The organism is Cellulomonas timonensis, from assembly GCF_900046455.1.
Lineage (GTDB): Bacteria > Actinomycetota > Actinomycetes > Actinomycetales > Cellulomonadaceae > Cellulomonas_A > Cellulomonas_A timonensis.
On sequence record NZ_FCOT01000011.1, the window covers coordinates 502,681 to 516,682 of the forward strand.

At 72.5% G+C, this 14,002-nt stretch carries 12 protein-coding genes; 7 read left to right on the forward strand and 5 right to left on the reverse strand.

Annotated features, from left to right (window positions below):
* The first annotated feature begins 27 nt into the window (after positions 1–27).
* Positions 28–1,545, forward strand: a complete 1,518-nt coding sequence (locus tag BN3788_RS07845) for a mannitol dehydrogenase family protein (protein ID WP_066583999.1) — start codon at positions 28–30, stop codon at positions 1,543–1,545.
* On the opposite strand, the gene BN3788_RS07850 is transcribed toward BN3788_RS07845, so the two are convergent.
* On the reverse strand, positions 1,502–2,539 hold the full coding sequence (locus BN3788_RS07850) for an acyltransferase family protein (RefSeq protein ID WP_159066875.1): 1,038 nt from the start codon (positions 2,537–2,539) through the stop codon (positions 1,502–1,504). The two genes, BN3788_RS07845 and BN3788_RS07850, sit on opposite strands and share 44 nt — an antisense overlap.
* 89 nt (positions 2,540–2,628) lie before the next feature.
* Between BN3788_RS07850 and BN3788_RS07855 the strand changes: the two genes are divergently transcribed.
* Positions 2,629–3,567, forward strand: coding sequence for an Fpg/Nei family DNA glycosylase (locus BN3788_RS07855; RefSeq protein WP_066584002.1), 939 nt, complete (start codon positions 2,629–2,631; stop codon positions 3,565–3,567).
* Between the two features lie 7 nt (positions 3,568–3,574).
* Here BN3788_RS07855 and BN3788_RS07860 read toward each other — a convergent pair whose 3' ends face one another.
* Both BN3788_RS07860 and BN3788_RS07865 read right to left on the reverse strand, forming a co-directional pair.
* The gene (locus tag BN3788_RS07860) at positions 3,575–4,240 is read right to left on the reverse strand and encodes a DUF1684 domain-containing protein (RefSeq protein WP_066584010.1); all 666 of its coding nucleotides are present in this window, start codon (positions 4,238–4,240) and stop codon (positions 3,575–3,577) included.
* Between the two features lie 155 nt (positions 4,241–4,395).
* On the reverse strand, positions 4,396–5,175 hold the full coding sequence (locus BN3788_RS07865) for a GTP pyrophosphokinase (protein ID WP_066584012.1): 780 nt from the start codon (positions 5,173–5,175) through the stop codon (positions 4,396–4,398).
* 168 nt (positions 5,176–5,343) lie between these two features.
* Between BN3788_RS07865 and BN3788_RS07870 the strand changes: the two genes are divergently transcribed.
* Positions 5,344–6,513 carry a Fic family protein gene (locus BN3788_RS07870; RefSeq protein WP_066584013.1) on the forward strand — a complete coding sequence of 390 codons (1,170 nt, stop codon included), beginning with the start codon at positions 5,344–5,346 and terminating at the stop codon, positions 6,511–6,513.
* A 34-nt stretch (positions 6,514–6,547) separates the two neighbouring features.
* On the opposite strand, the gene BN3788_RS19480 is transcribed toward BN3788_RS07870, so the two are convergent.
* Positions 6,548–6,718, reverse strand: a complete 171-nt coding sequence (locus BN3788_RS19480; RefSeq protein ID WP_187138368.1) for a hypothetical protein — start codon at positions 6,716–6,718, stop codon at positions 6,548–6,550.
* Between the two features lie 81 nt (positions 6,719–6,799).
* Between BN3788_RS19480 and BN3788_RS07875 the strand changes: the two genes are divergently transcribed.
* The 4 genes from BN3788_RS07875 to BN3788_RS07890 all read left to right on the forward strand — a co-directional run bounded on the left by BN3788_RS07875 (position 6,800) and on the right by BN3788_RS07890 (position 12,687).
* A complete protein-coding gene (locus tag BN3788_RS07875; protein ID WP_066584015.1) occupies positions 6,800–7,747 on the forward strand; it encodes an LLM class F420-dependent oxidoreductase in 948 nt (315 codons plus the stop codon).
* Between the two features lie 415 nt (positions 7,748–8,162).
* Entirely contained in the window at positions 8,163–9,821 is a 1,659-nt protein-coding gene (locus BN3788_RS07880; RefSeq protein WP_066584017.1) for a glycosyltransferase family 2 protein, read from the forward strand.
* Positions 9,818–10,549 carry an HlyD family efflux transporter periplasmic adaptor subunit gene (locus BN3788_RS07885; RefSeq protein ID WP_066584020.1) on the forward strand — a complete coding sequence of 244 codons (732 nt, stop codon included), beginning with the start codon at positions 9,818–9,820 and terminating at the stop codon, positions 10,547–10,549. Before BN3788_RS07880 ends, BN3788_RS07885 begins: the two co-directional genes overlap by 4 nt.
* Positions 10,546–12,687, forward strand: a complete 2,142-nt coding sequence (locus BN3788_RS07890) for a glycosyl hydrolase (protein WP_066584023.1) — start codon at positions 10,546–10,548, stop codon at positions 12,685–12,687. The genes BN3788_RS07885 and BN3788_RS07890 overlap by 4 nt, the downstream gene beginning before the upstream one ends.
* Here the strand turns inward: BN3788_RS07890 and BN3788_RS07895 are convergent.
* Complete coding sequence (locus tag BN3788_RS07895; RefSeq protein WP_234346538.1) at positions 12,624–13,946, reverse strand: glycosyltransferase 87 family protein; 1,323 nt, start codon at positions 13,944–13,946, stop codon at positions 12,624–12,626. The two genes, BN3788_RS07890 and BN3788_RS07895, sit on opposite strands and share 64 nt — an antisense overlap.
* Positions 13,947–14,002: the final 56 nt, after the last annotated feature.

Here is a 14,002-nt window from a genome sequence, read left to right on the forward strand (position 1 = left end):
GACGAGCCCGAGGGTCGGAGGACTGCGGTGACGGTGCTGAACGCCTCGACGCTCGGCTCGCTCGACCCCCAAGTGGCGGTGCCGGGCTACGACCGGCGAGCGGTGGCTCCCGCGATCGTCCACATCGGGGTGGGCGGGTTCCACCGGGCGCATCAGGCGATGTACCTGGACCGGCTGATGAACCGGGGAGACGCGCTCGACTGGGGGGTGTGCGGCGTGGGCCTGCTGCCGGGCGACCGGCGGATGAGGGATGCGCTCGACCTGCAGGACGGGCTGTACACGCTGGTGGTCAAGCACCCGGACGGGAGGCTGGAGGCGCGGGTCATCGGCTCCCTGGTCGCCTACCTGTTCGCGCCCGACGATCCGGAGGCCGTCATCGTGCAGATGGCGGCGCCGATCACGCGCATCGTCTCCCTGACCATCACCGAGGGCGGCTACCACCAGCACCCGGTGACGGGTGAGTTCCGCGCGGACGACCCGGCCGTGCAGGCGGACCTGGCGCCCGGGGCGGCGCCCGCCACCGTGTTCGGCCTGGTCACCGAGGCGTTGGCCCGGCGCCGTGAGCGCGGCCTGCCACCGTTCACGGTGATGTCCTGCGACAACGTCCCGGGCAACGGCGACGTGGCGCGCCGCTCGTTCGTCGCGTTCGCCCGGCTGCGCGACCAGGCGCTGGGGGACTGGGTGGAGCGCGAGGTGCGCTTCCCGAGCTCGATGGTGGACCGCATCACGCCCGCCACCACCGAGGACGACCGGGAGCTGGTCGCCGCCGCCTTCGGCATCGAGGACGAGTGGCCGGTGGTGTGCGAGCCGTTCGCGCAATGGGTGGTCGAGGACGACTTCGGCCAGGGCCGCCCGCCGTGGGAGGCCGCCGGCGTGCAAGTCGTCGAGGACGTGGGGCCGTATGAGCTGATGAAGCTGCGGCTGCTCAACGGCGGTCATCAGGCCCTGTGCTACCTGGCCCGCCTGGCCGGGTACCGGCTCGCGCATGAGGCGGCGCAGGACCCGCTGTTCGCGCAGTTCCTCGCCGAGTACCTGGACCAGGAGGTGACGCCCACGCTCGCGGACGTGCCAGGTGTCGACCTGGCCGCCTACAAGCGGACCCTCCTGGAGCGGTTCGCGAGCCCGGCGATCCGCGACCCGTTGGCGCGGCTATGCGCCGACGGATCGGACCGCGTTCCCCGGTGGCTGGCGCCAGTGGCCCGCAGCCGGCTCGCCGCCGGCGGCGACGTGGGCCGGTGCGCGCTGGTGATCGCCGCCTGGGCCCGCCACGCGGAGGGCGTGGACGACCAGGGCGAGCCCTTCGAGGTGGTGGACCGGCTCCGGGACCGGCTGCGGACGGCGGCCGCCGCCCAGAGCGCCGACCCCACGGCGTTCCTGGCCCAGCGCGACCTGTTCGGGGACCTCGTCGACGACCGGCGGTTCGTGGCGGCCTACTCCGCGGCGCTGGGGTTGCTGCGAGAGCGCGGCGCGCGTGCCGCTGTCGAGGCGCTGGTGGGGCCGGTCAGCGCTGGAGCGCGGGCTGCCGGCGGTCCAGCCGCGCCCTGAGCCGTTGCACCGGGCGCTCGACGAGCCACCAGCTCGCCGTCGCCGCCGCGAGCGTCAGCGTCACCACCAGCACCGAGGCGAGCAGTCCGCCGATCGGCTCGAGCCAGCGCATGATCGCCGCGTTCCACAGATAGGCGGCGTACGAGATGGTGCCCAGGTGCAGCAGCGGGCGCAGGAGCCGGCTGGGCAGCGTGTCCCAGTGGCTGGCGTAGGTGATGAGCACCGCGGTGCCGAGCGCCACCCCGGGCGCGATCAGCAGGTACATGAGCGAGGAGTGGGCCAGGCCGGGGATGGCGGCGACGACGCCGATGGCTGCGAGCACCACGAGCTGCAGTGCGCGCCGCCGGCCGGCGGTGGTGGGCAGCAGCCTGGCGAGCTCCTCGCGGCCGAGGTACGCCACCGAGCCGATCATGATGGTGAGCCACCACGAGGACGGCAGGGCGTACACGCGGGCGACGTCCGGCTCGGTGAGCTTGAGCGTCAGCACGCACATCATCACCACGCCCGCGGCGACGAGCCCCACCACGCGCCGCAGCCCCACCCGCCGGAAGCCGAACAGCAGCACCAGCGGCCACAGCACGTAGAACTGCTCCTCGGTGGCCAGCGTCCACAGGTGGTAGAGGCTTCCGCTGCCGTTCGGGATGCCCGGGATGTTCGTCGTGTAGGTCAACGCGACGGCCACGCTCTGCGGCACCAGGCCACGCTCGCCCAGGTGGTTGAACACGCCCTCGACCACCACGTACCCGAGCAGGAACAGCAGCAGCGCGGGGATGAGCCGCAGCGCCCGGTTCCGGTAGAACACCGCCAGCCGCACCCCGCCGGTGAGGTAGATGTCGCGGACCAGGACGCCGGTGATCAGGTAGCCGCTCAGCGCGAAGAACATCGTGACCCCGACCACCCCGGCGCCGCCGAAGAACGGGTGCGCGTGGTTCAGCAGCACCAGTGCCACGGCGACGCCGCGGAGCAGGTCGAGCCCAGGCAGCCGTCCGCGCATCGCCACCCCCCTGCCGTCATGCCCGTTATCGACCATATGTCACATCTCGCGGGCAAGGGGGCGGAGTGCGGGACGTAGGGTGGTGAGCCGTGCCAGAGGGTCATACCGTCCACCGCGTCGCGCGCCAATTCCGCCGCGACTTCGTCGGCCGACCGCTTGCGGTCAGCTCCCCGCAAGGGCGGTTCGCCCAGGGCGCCGCGCTGCTCGACGGGCGTCGGCTGACCGGTTCCCGTGCCGTCGGCAAGCAGCTCTTCCTCGACTTCGACGGCGGCCTGGTGCTGCGCGTGCACCTGGGCCTGTACGGCGCCTGGGACCTCTTCGGGCAGATCTCGCCCCTCACCGAGGGCATGGCCGCCCTCGGCAGCATGGGGGCGCCGCGGCTGCGGCGGGCCGGGCGGATGGGCGGGGGGGAGCGCGAGCGCGCCGCCGCCGACGGCGGATCGGGCGCCGACGAGCCGTTTCCGCCACCGCCCGTCGGGCAGGGGCGGGGGCGCCTGGCCACCGACGCCAGCGTCGCGGACCTGCGCGGCCCCACCGCCTGCGAGGTGCTCGACCCGGAGTCGGCGGCGGCGGCCGTGGCCCGGCTGGGCCTGGACCCGGCCACCGAGGAGGACCTGGACGCCGCGGGGGCCGAGGTCGCCCGGCGCCTGACCCGGCGGGCGGTGCCCATCGGCCAGCTCCTCATGGACCAGTCCGTGATGGCGGGCATCGGCAACATCTATCGCGCGGAGATGCTGTTCCGCGCCCGGCTGGACCCGTGGACACCGGGCCGACAGGTGCCCGTCGAGGTGGCGCGCGGGCTGTGGGACGACTGGGCGGTGCTCCTCGCCGACGGCATCCGCACCGGGGTGATCCTCACCCGCGAGGATCTCGACGAGGCCGGCCGGGCGCGGGCGCTCGGGGACCGCTCCGAGCAGCACTGGGTGTACGGGCGCGCGGGGCTGCCGTGCCGGGTGTGCGGCACGCCCGTCGTGGTCGAGGACATGGCCGGGCGCAAGCTCTACCGCTGCCCGGCCTGCCAGCGCTGACCGCTCCTCAGTCGCGCGGCAGCAGCTCCGGCCCTGGCGCGAGCTCGCCGACGGGCGTCTCGGCCTCCAGGACGTTGCCGCGCGTGGCCAGCGGGCACGCCCACGCCGGGTCGTACGCGCAGGACGGGTTGTAGGCGAAATTCAGGTCGAGGACGAGCGGGCCGCGGCCGTCGTCGCCGCTGGTGCCCAGGTCCGCGCCCTTGATGGTGTCGAGGACGTACCGCCCGCCGCCGTACGTCCCGTCGGGGCGCCCGGCGAGCGCGTCCTTGACGGGGAGGAATACTCCACCCGCGTAGGCGCGCAGCGCCCAGACGGACAGCGAGCCGAGCCCCGGGAGCGCGGCGCGGCCGATCCGCTCGAACGGCACCACGCCGTCGGTGCCGGTCGCCACGTCGAGGCGCTGCATCGACGCCTGGCGCACCCGCGCCTCGAACCGGAACGCGGGGTCGTAGGGGGCCACCGGCAGGCCGCGGAACGCGGCGCGCGCCTCGGGCAGCAGGGGGGACGCGGGGTGCTCGGCGAAGAGCGTGTCGCGTCGCTCGACCCAGAGGGCGTGGGCGGCGGCGGGTTCGGTGGCGGCGACGCGGCGGACGTCGGCGTAGAGCTCGGCGATGCGGCGACGCCAGTCGTTGACCGCGAGCACGTCTGCGGCTGAGCCTCGGGCGTCCGGCATCTGGCCACCATGCCATGCGCTGCTGGGTTCGGCCGGGGGGCGCCTGGGCGTGTCAGGAGACCAGGTCAGCAGGTCGCGGTGACGTTCGGGGATCGACCGGGAGGGATGTGGACAACTCGGCTGCGGGCCCTACGGCGCGCCGCTCTGCGGGTCCGTCAGCGCTTGTCGGGCTCGTCGCCTGCCGTGTCGTCGGGCGCCTGCGGCGCGGGGGCGGACTCGCGCAGGAACGCCTCCAGGAGTTGCTGCGACGGGATGAGCCCCTGCATGTCCGCCGAGGAGTCGCCGGTGGTGGCGCCCTTGATGGTGAGGACGGTGTTGTGCAGGTGCTCCATCTTGATGTCGAGGGCGTTCGCGACGTCGGCGGCGTCCTTGAGCTCGGCGAGCAGCTCGGCCGGGATCTCCTTGTCGTACTTGTAGTAGATCTTGTGCTCGAGGCTCGCCCAGAAGTCCATCGCGATGGTCCGGATCTGGATCTCCACGGTCACCGGCTCGACCCGGTCCGACATGAACACCGGCACCTGGACGATCAGGTGCAGGCTCTTGTATCCGTTGGGCTTGGGCTCGGCGATGTAGTCGCGCTCGGCGAGCAGCGTGAGGTCCTGCTGGCCGACGAGCAGGTCGCGGATGCGGTAGATGTCCGACTGGAACGCGCAGGTCACCCGGACGCCGGCGATGTCGAACATCTGGGACTTGATGTCCTCGAGCGTGAACGGGATGCCCTTGCGGTGCGCTTTCTGCAGGATGCTGTCCGGGGACTTCAGCCGCGAGCCGACGTGCTCGATGGGGTTGTAGCTGTGCGCGTAGTTGAACTCATCGCGCAGGATCGTCAGTTTGGTCATGACTTCGTCAAGGCCGAACCGGTACGCGAGCATGAACCTGGTGAAATCATCCCTGAGTTGCAGGATTGAGGTCATGTCCCGGCGATGCTCTGGCATGCCGACGACTCTAGTCGCGAGGGCTGGGAGGCTCCTGGGACCCGGTTCGCCACGGGTGATTCCGGCACATCGCCACTGCTGGAAGTGAGGGCCGCCCTGGCCTTGTTCTCGGATATATCCTTAACCGAGAATAGTGGGACCGATCTTCTCGGTTACTGGAGGCCCCGCATGTCCGCTCAGCCCATCCCCGCCCACGGCAGTGAGTCGCTGCCGTGGGTGTCCAGCAGCGGGCGCCGCGCCGAGATCGACGGGTACAGCGCCTCGATCCCCCCGCTGATCGCCGACCTGAGCCTGCCCTCGTCGGCTGAGACCCTCGAACTCGCCCGCCAGGCAGAGGTCGAGATCGGCGTGCTCGAGCGCACCTACGCCGGCCAGGTCGCCACCTTGGAGCCCTTCTTGCTGCGCACCGAGGCGATCGCCTCCTCGCGCATTGAGGAAGAACTGACCACGGTCGACCAGTTGGCCCGCGCCCAGTACGGCATCCGAGCTCCGAAGACCGCTCGAACCGTCAAGGGCGCGATAGACGGGCTCAACTTGCTCGTGCACCGCGCCGCCGACGGCGTGGACCTCCAGGACATCCTCGCCGCCCACGTCCCGCTCATGGCCGACGACCCAGAAGAGCGGTGGGATGCGGGCAAACTGCGCTCGGCGCAGAACTGGATCGGAGGGTCCAACCGCTCGCCCCGAGGCGCCGTCCACGTCCCCCCGGCCCCCGAGCGCGTGCCCGAGCTCATGGCCGACCTGATCGCGTTCATGCGGCGCACGGACATCGACCCAGTGGTGCAGGCAGCGGTCGCGCACGCCCAGTTCGAGTCCATCCACCCGTTCACCGACGGCAACGGCCGCGTCGGCCGGTCGCTCATCAACGCCCTGTGGCGCTACCGCGGCGTGACCCGGGAGATGGCGGTGCCGGTCGCCTCTGCCATCGTGGCCGACCGCGATCTCTACTTCCAGCTGGTCAACGACTACCGCCAGGGCGAGGTCGAGCCGTTCGCGGGCTTCTTGGCGGACGCGGCCTCTCGGGCGACGGCGGAGGCCACGGTCTCGGCTGAGCGGCTGATCGCGCTGCCGCACCAGTGGGCCGAGCGCGTCCGGCCCCGGGCGGGGTCGGCGGCGGCCGCGCTGTTGCCGCTGCTGCCCCGCCACCCGATCGTCGATGCCGGCGATGTGGCCCGCCTGACCGGTGCGTCGCAGGCCCGGGCCTACGCGACGGTCGAGCGGCTGGTCGAGGCCGACGTGCTGCGCCCGATCACGCAGTCCAGGCGCGACATGGCCTGGGCTGCCGGCGAGGTCCTGGACGAGGCTGATCTGATGGTCGACCGGCTCCGCTATCCCTGACGGCCAGCAGGCGCCCACTGCAGGGTGGCGCTGTTCACCGCAGGCCGCGTTGCAGGGCGCGCAACTCGCGCAGGCCCACGGCGGCGGCGACGAGCCCGGGAGCCCAGGCCCACGGGCGGCCGCGCAGTGCCGCGAACGCGCAGATCAGCAGCACGAGCGCGCAGCCGCCCACGGTCGCCACGCTCGCCCATCGGATCGACCTCACGGGTCGCACGGTACCCGCCGCGGATCGCCAAAGCCGTGCGCCTGGTCGGGTTCGGCCTCCGGGAGATGGCAGGGTACGAGGATGGACGTCAGGATTTTCACCGAACCCCAGCAGGGCGCCTCGTACGCGGACCTGCTCGCCGTCGCTACCGCCACCGAGGAGCTCGGCTTCGACGGCTTCTTCCGTTCCGACCACTACCTGCGGATGGGCGAGGGCGATGGCCTGCCCGGCCCGTCCGACGCGTGGACCACGCTGGCGGGGCTCGCGCGTGACACCCAGCGGGTGCGCCTCGGCACGCTCGTCTCGCCTGTCACGTTCCGGCCGCCGGGGATCCTCGCGATCCAGGTCGCCCAGGTCGACGAGATGTCCGGCGGGCGAGTCGAGCTGGGCCTCGGCGCGGGCTGGTTCGAGGCTGAGCACACCGCGTACGGCATCCCGTACCCGGACAAGCGGATCGGGCGGCTCGAGGAGCAGCTCGAGGTCGTCACCGGGCTGTGGGGCACGCCGGTGGGGGAGCGTTACTCGCATGCCGGCGAGCACTACACGCTGACGGACTCCCCGGCGCTGCCGAAGCCGGTGCAGGCCTCGCCGCTGGACCCGTCCCGGGCGGGCGTGCCGATCATCGTCGGCGGCCACGGCCCCAAGCGGACCCCGGCGCTGGCCGCCAAGTACGCGTCGGAGTTCAACCTGGGCTTCCCCGAGCTGGCGGATGTGGCGCCCAAGCTGGAGCGGGTGCGCGCGGCGTGCCGCGACATCGGCCGCGACCCGGAGTCGCTGGTGATGTCGGTGGCGCTGGTGGCGTGCGTCGGGCGGGATGACGCGGAGGTGGACCGCCGCGCGGCGGCGATCGGCCGGGACCCGATCGAGGTGCGCTCAGTGGGCTTCGCGGGCACGCCGTCGGCCGTCGTGGACCGGATCGGGGCGCTCGCCGAGCTGGGTGTCTCGCGCGTGTACCTGCAGGTCCTGGACCTGCATGACCTGGACCACCTCGAGCTGGTCGCGCAGGAGGTCCTGCCCCAGCTCGGCTGACCCGGCGTCACGCGGCCCCTCCCGGAACGTTGGGAGGGGCCGCGTTCTCTGTGCCTCCGACGAACTGCGACCACGTGGTAGGTCTCGTATGTCGAGATTCTCATGGGATGACCCGCTCCGGGCATCGGTGACGTCCCAGTTAGCCCGCTGACCTGCGAGAACGCGGCGAGATTCACCCGTCGCGCGCGGTCGCCCCCACGCCTCCGGCGACCCGATGCATACCGGACAGGCCTAGACAAGTTGGCCATCGCTGTTACGTTCTGTGCGTATCCACCGGGGGAGATGCGGCTTTTCTCCGCATCTCCGCAATCGAGCGCAGCTCGCCCCGGTGCATCTGACGCCAACGCTGCCGCCGCCCTGGGTGACGGGTCTCCTGACCCGCCGCCTCCGCACCGGCCCGACGTTGGGGGACCACATGGCAGCAACGACGTTCGACCGGCTCGTCACCGAGCCACGCACGACCGACGTCCCTCACGGGCGTCCCGCCCGCACCCCGGAGAACGAGGCCGCGCACTCGCCCTCGTTCATGCTGCTCGTCGCGCTGGCCTGCGCCGGAGTGCTCCTGTACGCGGTCTTCCTGCTGAACCCCGGCAACCGAGGCGACTGGCTGCCCTGGTCCATGGTCATCACCGCCGAGGCCGTGCTCATCGTCCACGCGCTGCTGTCGTTGTGGACGATGCTCTCCAGCGGGCACAACCCGCGCGGCTTCGCGTTCCACCACGCCCAGGACGCCCTGTACGACATGGACGAGATCCTGCGCGACGGCACGGCGGACAACCCGCGCCATTGGCCGATGCGCCTGCACGGCAGCCCGGTGGGCATCGACGTGTTCATCACGACCTACGGCGAGGACCTCGCCACCATCCGCCGCACCGTCACCGCCGCCCTCGCGATGCAGGGCGAGCACATGACGTGGGTGCTCGACGACGGCCGCTCGGACGAGGTGCGCGACCTCGCCGCCGAGCTCGGCGCCCGGTACGTGCGCCGGCTCAGCAAGAACGGCGCCAAGGCCGGGAACATCAACCACGCGCTGACCATCACGCGGGGCGAGCTGTTCGTCATCTTCGACGCCGACTTCGTCCCCGAGCCCGAGTTCCTGCACGAGACAGTGCCGTTCTTCGCGACGTCCGACGTGGCGTTCGTGCAGACCCCGCAGACCTACGGCAACCTGCACAACCTCATCTCGCGGGGCGCCGGGTACATGCAGGCAGTGTTCTACCGGTACATCCAGCCGGGCCGGAACAAGTTCAACTCGGCGTTCTGCGTCGGCACCAACGTGATCTTCCGGCGGCGGGCCATCCTCGACGTCGGCGGCATGTACGCCGACTCGAAGTCCGAGGACGTGTGGACGTCGCTGCGGCTGCACGAGGCGGGCTGGCGCTCCATCTACATACCGATGTCGCTCGCGGTGGGGGACACCCCCGAGACGGTCGAGGCGTACACCAAGCAGCAGCTCCGCTGGGCGACCGGCGGCTTCGAGATCATGTTCACCCACAACCCGCTGTCGAAGAAGCGCAACCTCACCCTCGACCAGCGGCTGCAGTACTGGGTGACGTCCACGCACTACTTGACGGGCATCGCGCCCCTGCTGCTGCTGCTCGTCCCGCCGCTGCAGGTGTACTTCGGGCTGACCCCGATGCAGCTCCACATGTCGCCGGTCACCTGGGCGCTGGCCTATGCGGGCTTCTACGTGATGCAGATCGTCGTGGCGTTCTACACGCTCGGGTCGTTCCGCTGGGAGACGTTGATGCTCGCCACCGTGTCGTTCCCGATCTACACCCGCGCGCTCGTCAACGCGTTCTTCCGCCGCGAGCAGCAGTGGCACGTGACGGGGAGCCTGGGCCGTGCCTCCTCCCCGTTCAACTTCATGATGCCGCAGGTGCTGTTCTTCGCCTTCCTCCTGCTGACCTCGGTGGTGGGCGCCTGGAAGGACCTCGGCAATGGGTCGCTCTCGCTGGCCCTGGCCTGGAACACCACCAACACCCTGATCCTCGGCGCCTTCGTCGTGACCGCCGCGCGTGAGGCGCGCGCATCGCGACGGGCCGCCGCCCTGACCTCCGGAGGTGCCGCATGACCTGGAGCAACCGCCTTCGCCTGACGTTCGGGCTGCTGACCGTGCTCGCCGTGACCCTGCTGCTCACCTACCACCTGAACGAGCGCGAGGGCCGCGCCGGCAGCTCCTCCGCGCAGATCGCCGCCCTGACGTACCACGTGGGATCCCCGTACGCCGGGCTGGTCGTCGACCAGCTCGTGGAGCCCGGCGACGTCGTCGAGGAGGGCGACGCGCTGTTCGTCATCGACAGCGCGGCGCTCCGCCACGACCGCGAGATCGGCTTCGCCCCGGTGGAGACCGCCGCGAGCGCCGTCGACGCCGAGGGGCGGCTCGTGGTCAAGGCCACCGGCCCCGGCACGATCGTCACCCTCAAGGCGGAGCGCGGCACGTTCGTCGAGGCCGTCGGCGACCTGGCCGTCGTGGAGAAGGCCGACAGCCTCTACGTGCAGGCCGAGTACACGCTGACCGCCAAGGACTACGCCCGCGTCGAGGACGCGGCAGCCGTCACCATCGTGCTGCCCAACCAGCAGCGCATCGCCGGGCATGTGGACGAGGTGTCGGTGCAGACCGTCGCGAGCGAGGCGCAGGCCGTGGTGAAGGTGCGCTCGGACGACCTGGTCAAGGGCGATGCCAACGGGCTGGTGGCGGCGGGGACGCCGGTGACCGCCGAGCTGGCGTTGCGCAACGACGGGGTGGTGACCCGCGCCGTGGAGGCGGTCAAGGGGTACCTGCGCGGGGCGGGCCTGTGAGGGCCCGGCGGAGCGTGCTGATCGCGCTGGGAGTCCTCGTGGCCGGGGTCCTGGTGGTCACCACCGCCATGGTGCTGGGCGGCCAGAAGCAGCGCCGCGTCGACGCCCTCGACGGGGCGGTGCACGTGGACGGCTCCGACCGGCCGGCGGGCCCGCCGGACGCCGCGCTGCCCGTGGCCGATCCGGCAGCGCTCGTGGCGGGCGTCGAGCACGCCGACGCCGCGAGGCTCGACCCGGTGCGGCTGGCCGACGGGCTGACGCCGCCCACCAACCGCTGGTTCAGCGGCCTCGTGTTCGGGGAGCAGCCGCAGCCCGTCTTCGCCCTGCCCACGTCCTTCGCGCTCACCGGCTCCGGCTTCGAGATCGGCCTGCCGCAGCCGGAGACCAGCGACAAGCTCATCATCGGCGGGCACGTGCCGGACGTCGGCGTCGACGCGGGCGCCGCGCGCGCGCAGGTCAGCGCCTACGACGCCGCCACCGTCACCGTCGAGCTGCTCGACGCGGCCGATCAGCCCCTGGGCCGCGTGGTCCTCGCGCAGGGGTCCCCGTTCATCAGCTTCACCGCCGCCGTCGACACCACGCTGACGCTCGGCGCCGCGTTCACGGCGGCCAGCGACGGCCTGGCCTCGAGCACTGTGCGCGGCGTCGAGTGGATGCTCAGCGCCCCGCGCGGCGCGCTCGCGGGCACCAGCGTGCGGCTCGGCGCGGGCCAGAGCGCGAGTTGGTTCCCCGTCCCCGCCGACCTGCCCTCGGGCGGGCTCGAGACGCTGGCGCTCGCGGCCGCGGACCCCGTGGTGGGCTCCGAGGTCGCCTATGGCGTCGACGACGGGATCGCGCGCACCACGATCGCCTACCGCACGGCGGGCGGGTCCAAGACGGTGCACGCGACCATGCCGCACCACCGGCAGGGGGAGCAGCCGAGCCGGGAGGGCTGCCACCTCGGCTCCTACCCGAGCGTCTACGGCGCCCTGGAGCTGTGCCTGGGCTCGCGGCTCACGTCGTGGGCGCCCGTGGTGGAGGCGGCGGGGGAGCTCGACCTGGCCTCCGTGCCCGACGACCGCCGCGCCGCGATCGTCGAGCAGCTCGCAGCCGATGTCGCCGCGACGCCGGCGTTCCCGTCGGACACGTACTTCGGCGGCAAGTCGCTGTACCGCGCCGCGACCCTTGTGACCCTGGGCCGCCAGCTCGGCGCCGACGACGTGGTGGCCCCACTGCGCGATCAGACCCTGGCGGCGCTGCGCGAGTGGGCCGAGCCGGACGGCTGCGCACGTCGTGACGCCCGGTGCTTCGTGTACGACGAGAACGCGCGCGGCGTCGTGGGGCTCACCCCGTCCTTCGGCTCGGAGGAGTTCAACGACCACCACTTCCACTACGGCTACTTCCTCGCCACCGCGGGCCTGCTCGCCGCCGCCGATCCGGCCCTCGCCGCCGAGCTGGCGCCTGTCCTGGACCTGCTGGCCCAGGACGTCGCCGCCGTCGAGGGCACCGAGTGGTTCCCGCAGCTCCGGGCCTTCGACGTGTACGCCGGCCACGCCTGGGCGTCGGGCCCCGCGCCGTTCGCCGACGGCAACAACCAGGAGTCCAGCTCGGAGGCGGTGACCGCCTGGAATGGGCTGGGACTGTGGGCGGCCGCCTCGGGGCAGGACGAGCTCGGGGTGCAGGCCGCCTGGCTGGCCTCCACCGAGGCCGCCTCGACCCGCGCCTACTGGACGTCGCTCGACCTGGCCGACCCTGTGTATGACGGGTTCGGCCATCACGTCATGGCGCTCAACTGGGGCGGCAAGCGGGACTACGCCACCTGGTTCAGCCCGGACCCGGCCGCCATGCTCGCGATCCAGCTCATCCCGATGAGCCCCGTCGCGGGGTACCTGGTGCAGGGCGACGCCGACGACGGCGCCCGGGCGGCCCGGATCACCGCGCAGGTCGAGGAGGCGACGCCCGCCGGGTTCGACGTGAAGTTCGGCGACTACTTGCTGATGTACCTCGCGATGGCCGGCCCCGACGAGGCCGAGCAGGCGTGGGAGGCCGCGCCCGGGCTGTCCGACACCTCGATCGACGACGGCAGCTCGCGCGCCTACCTGCTCGCGTTCGTCGCGTCGGTGGCGTCCGGGAGCGGGCCCGGATCGTCGGGGGGCTGACGCGCCTCCCGCCAGATGCCGTGCGCGGTGCCAGCCAGGAGCACCACCAGCAGCACGTTGCGCAGCACCAGGGCGAGGGTCCCCGGGACCTCGCCGCGCAGCACGTCGCTGTAGCGCAGGGGGTAGACGACCTGGGTCAGCACCGCCAGGCCCAGCACCCACCACGCCGTCCGGCGCCAGCGCGGCAGCCCCAGGGCCAGGGCCACCGCCACGGGCGGCGCCAGCCACCCGATGAACTGCGGTGAGCCCACCTTGTTGAACACGATGAGCATCGTGGCGACCAGGAGGGCGCCGCGGACCACGAACTCCTCGGAGGTCGCCCAGCGGCGCTCGGGGTGGCCGCGGTGGTGGGCCCACCACAGCAGCGCGACCGCGCCGGCCAACCCCAGCGGCAGCAGCGCGCCGAGGGCGTCCGCCGCGCCGGCCGTGCCCGGGGCGCTCACCTCCCACGTGATCAGCTCGACGTTGAGGTAGCGGTCCACCACGGGGGAGAACAGCCCGAACAGCACCCACGGGGTGGCGCCCACCGACTCGATCTGCAGGCCCCGGGAGCCCTGCTGGGTGAGGAAGCTCGTGAGGTGCGGCAGTCCACCACCCGCCGCCACGGCGCCTGCCACCACCACGCACACCAGCGCGGCGGGCAGCACCACGTCGCGCCACGGCCGGCGCACCGCGAGCACCAGCGGCAGCAGGATCGCCCCCGGCGCCACCTTGATCCACGCCCCGGCGGTCAGGAGGGCCGACGCGACCCAGGGCCTGCGGGCGGCGACCAGCAGCGCCACGATCACCACCGGCGCCACGATCGCGTCGAGCCGCCCCACCGCGACGGGGCCCAGCCCGGCGATGAACGCCAACCACCACCAGGCGCCTCGGGCCGGCTCGACCGGCGGTGGGGAGCCGTCGGCGGTCCGCGCGCGCAGCAGCGCGACGATGGCGAGCCCGTTGAGCGCCGCCACCAGCAGCACCCAGGCGACCTGGTAGCCCCAGGTGCTCGTCGTGGTGACCAGGGCCGCGACCGCCATCGGCACGATCGCCCCCGCCGGGTACACCCATTCGCCCGAGAGCACGGGCCAGGCGCCCTGCTCGAAGCCGAGCCGCATCCACTGCCGGTACAACTCGACGTCGTTGAAGAAGGACCGGCCCTGCAGCACCGTCCCGGCGAAGGCCACCCACGCATGCGCGACCACGAACGCCGTCCACAAGGCAGTGCGCGAGCGCAGCAGGCGGCCGGTGCTCAGGGGAACCTCCGGACGGCTCAACAGAAGGGGCGCGCGGACGTGGACGTCGCCGACAAGACCTCGACTCATGCTAACCG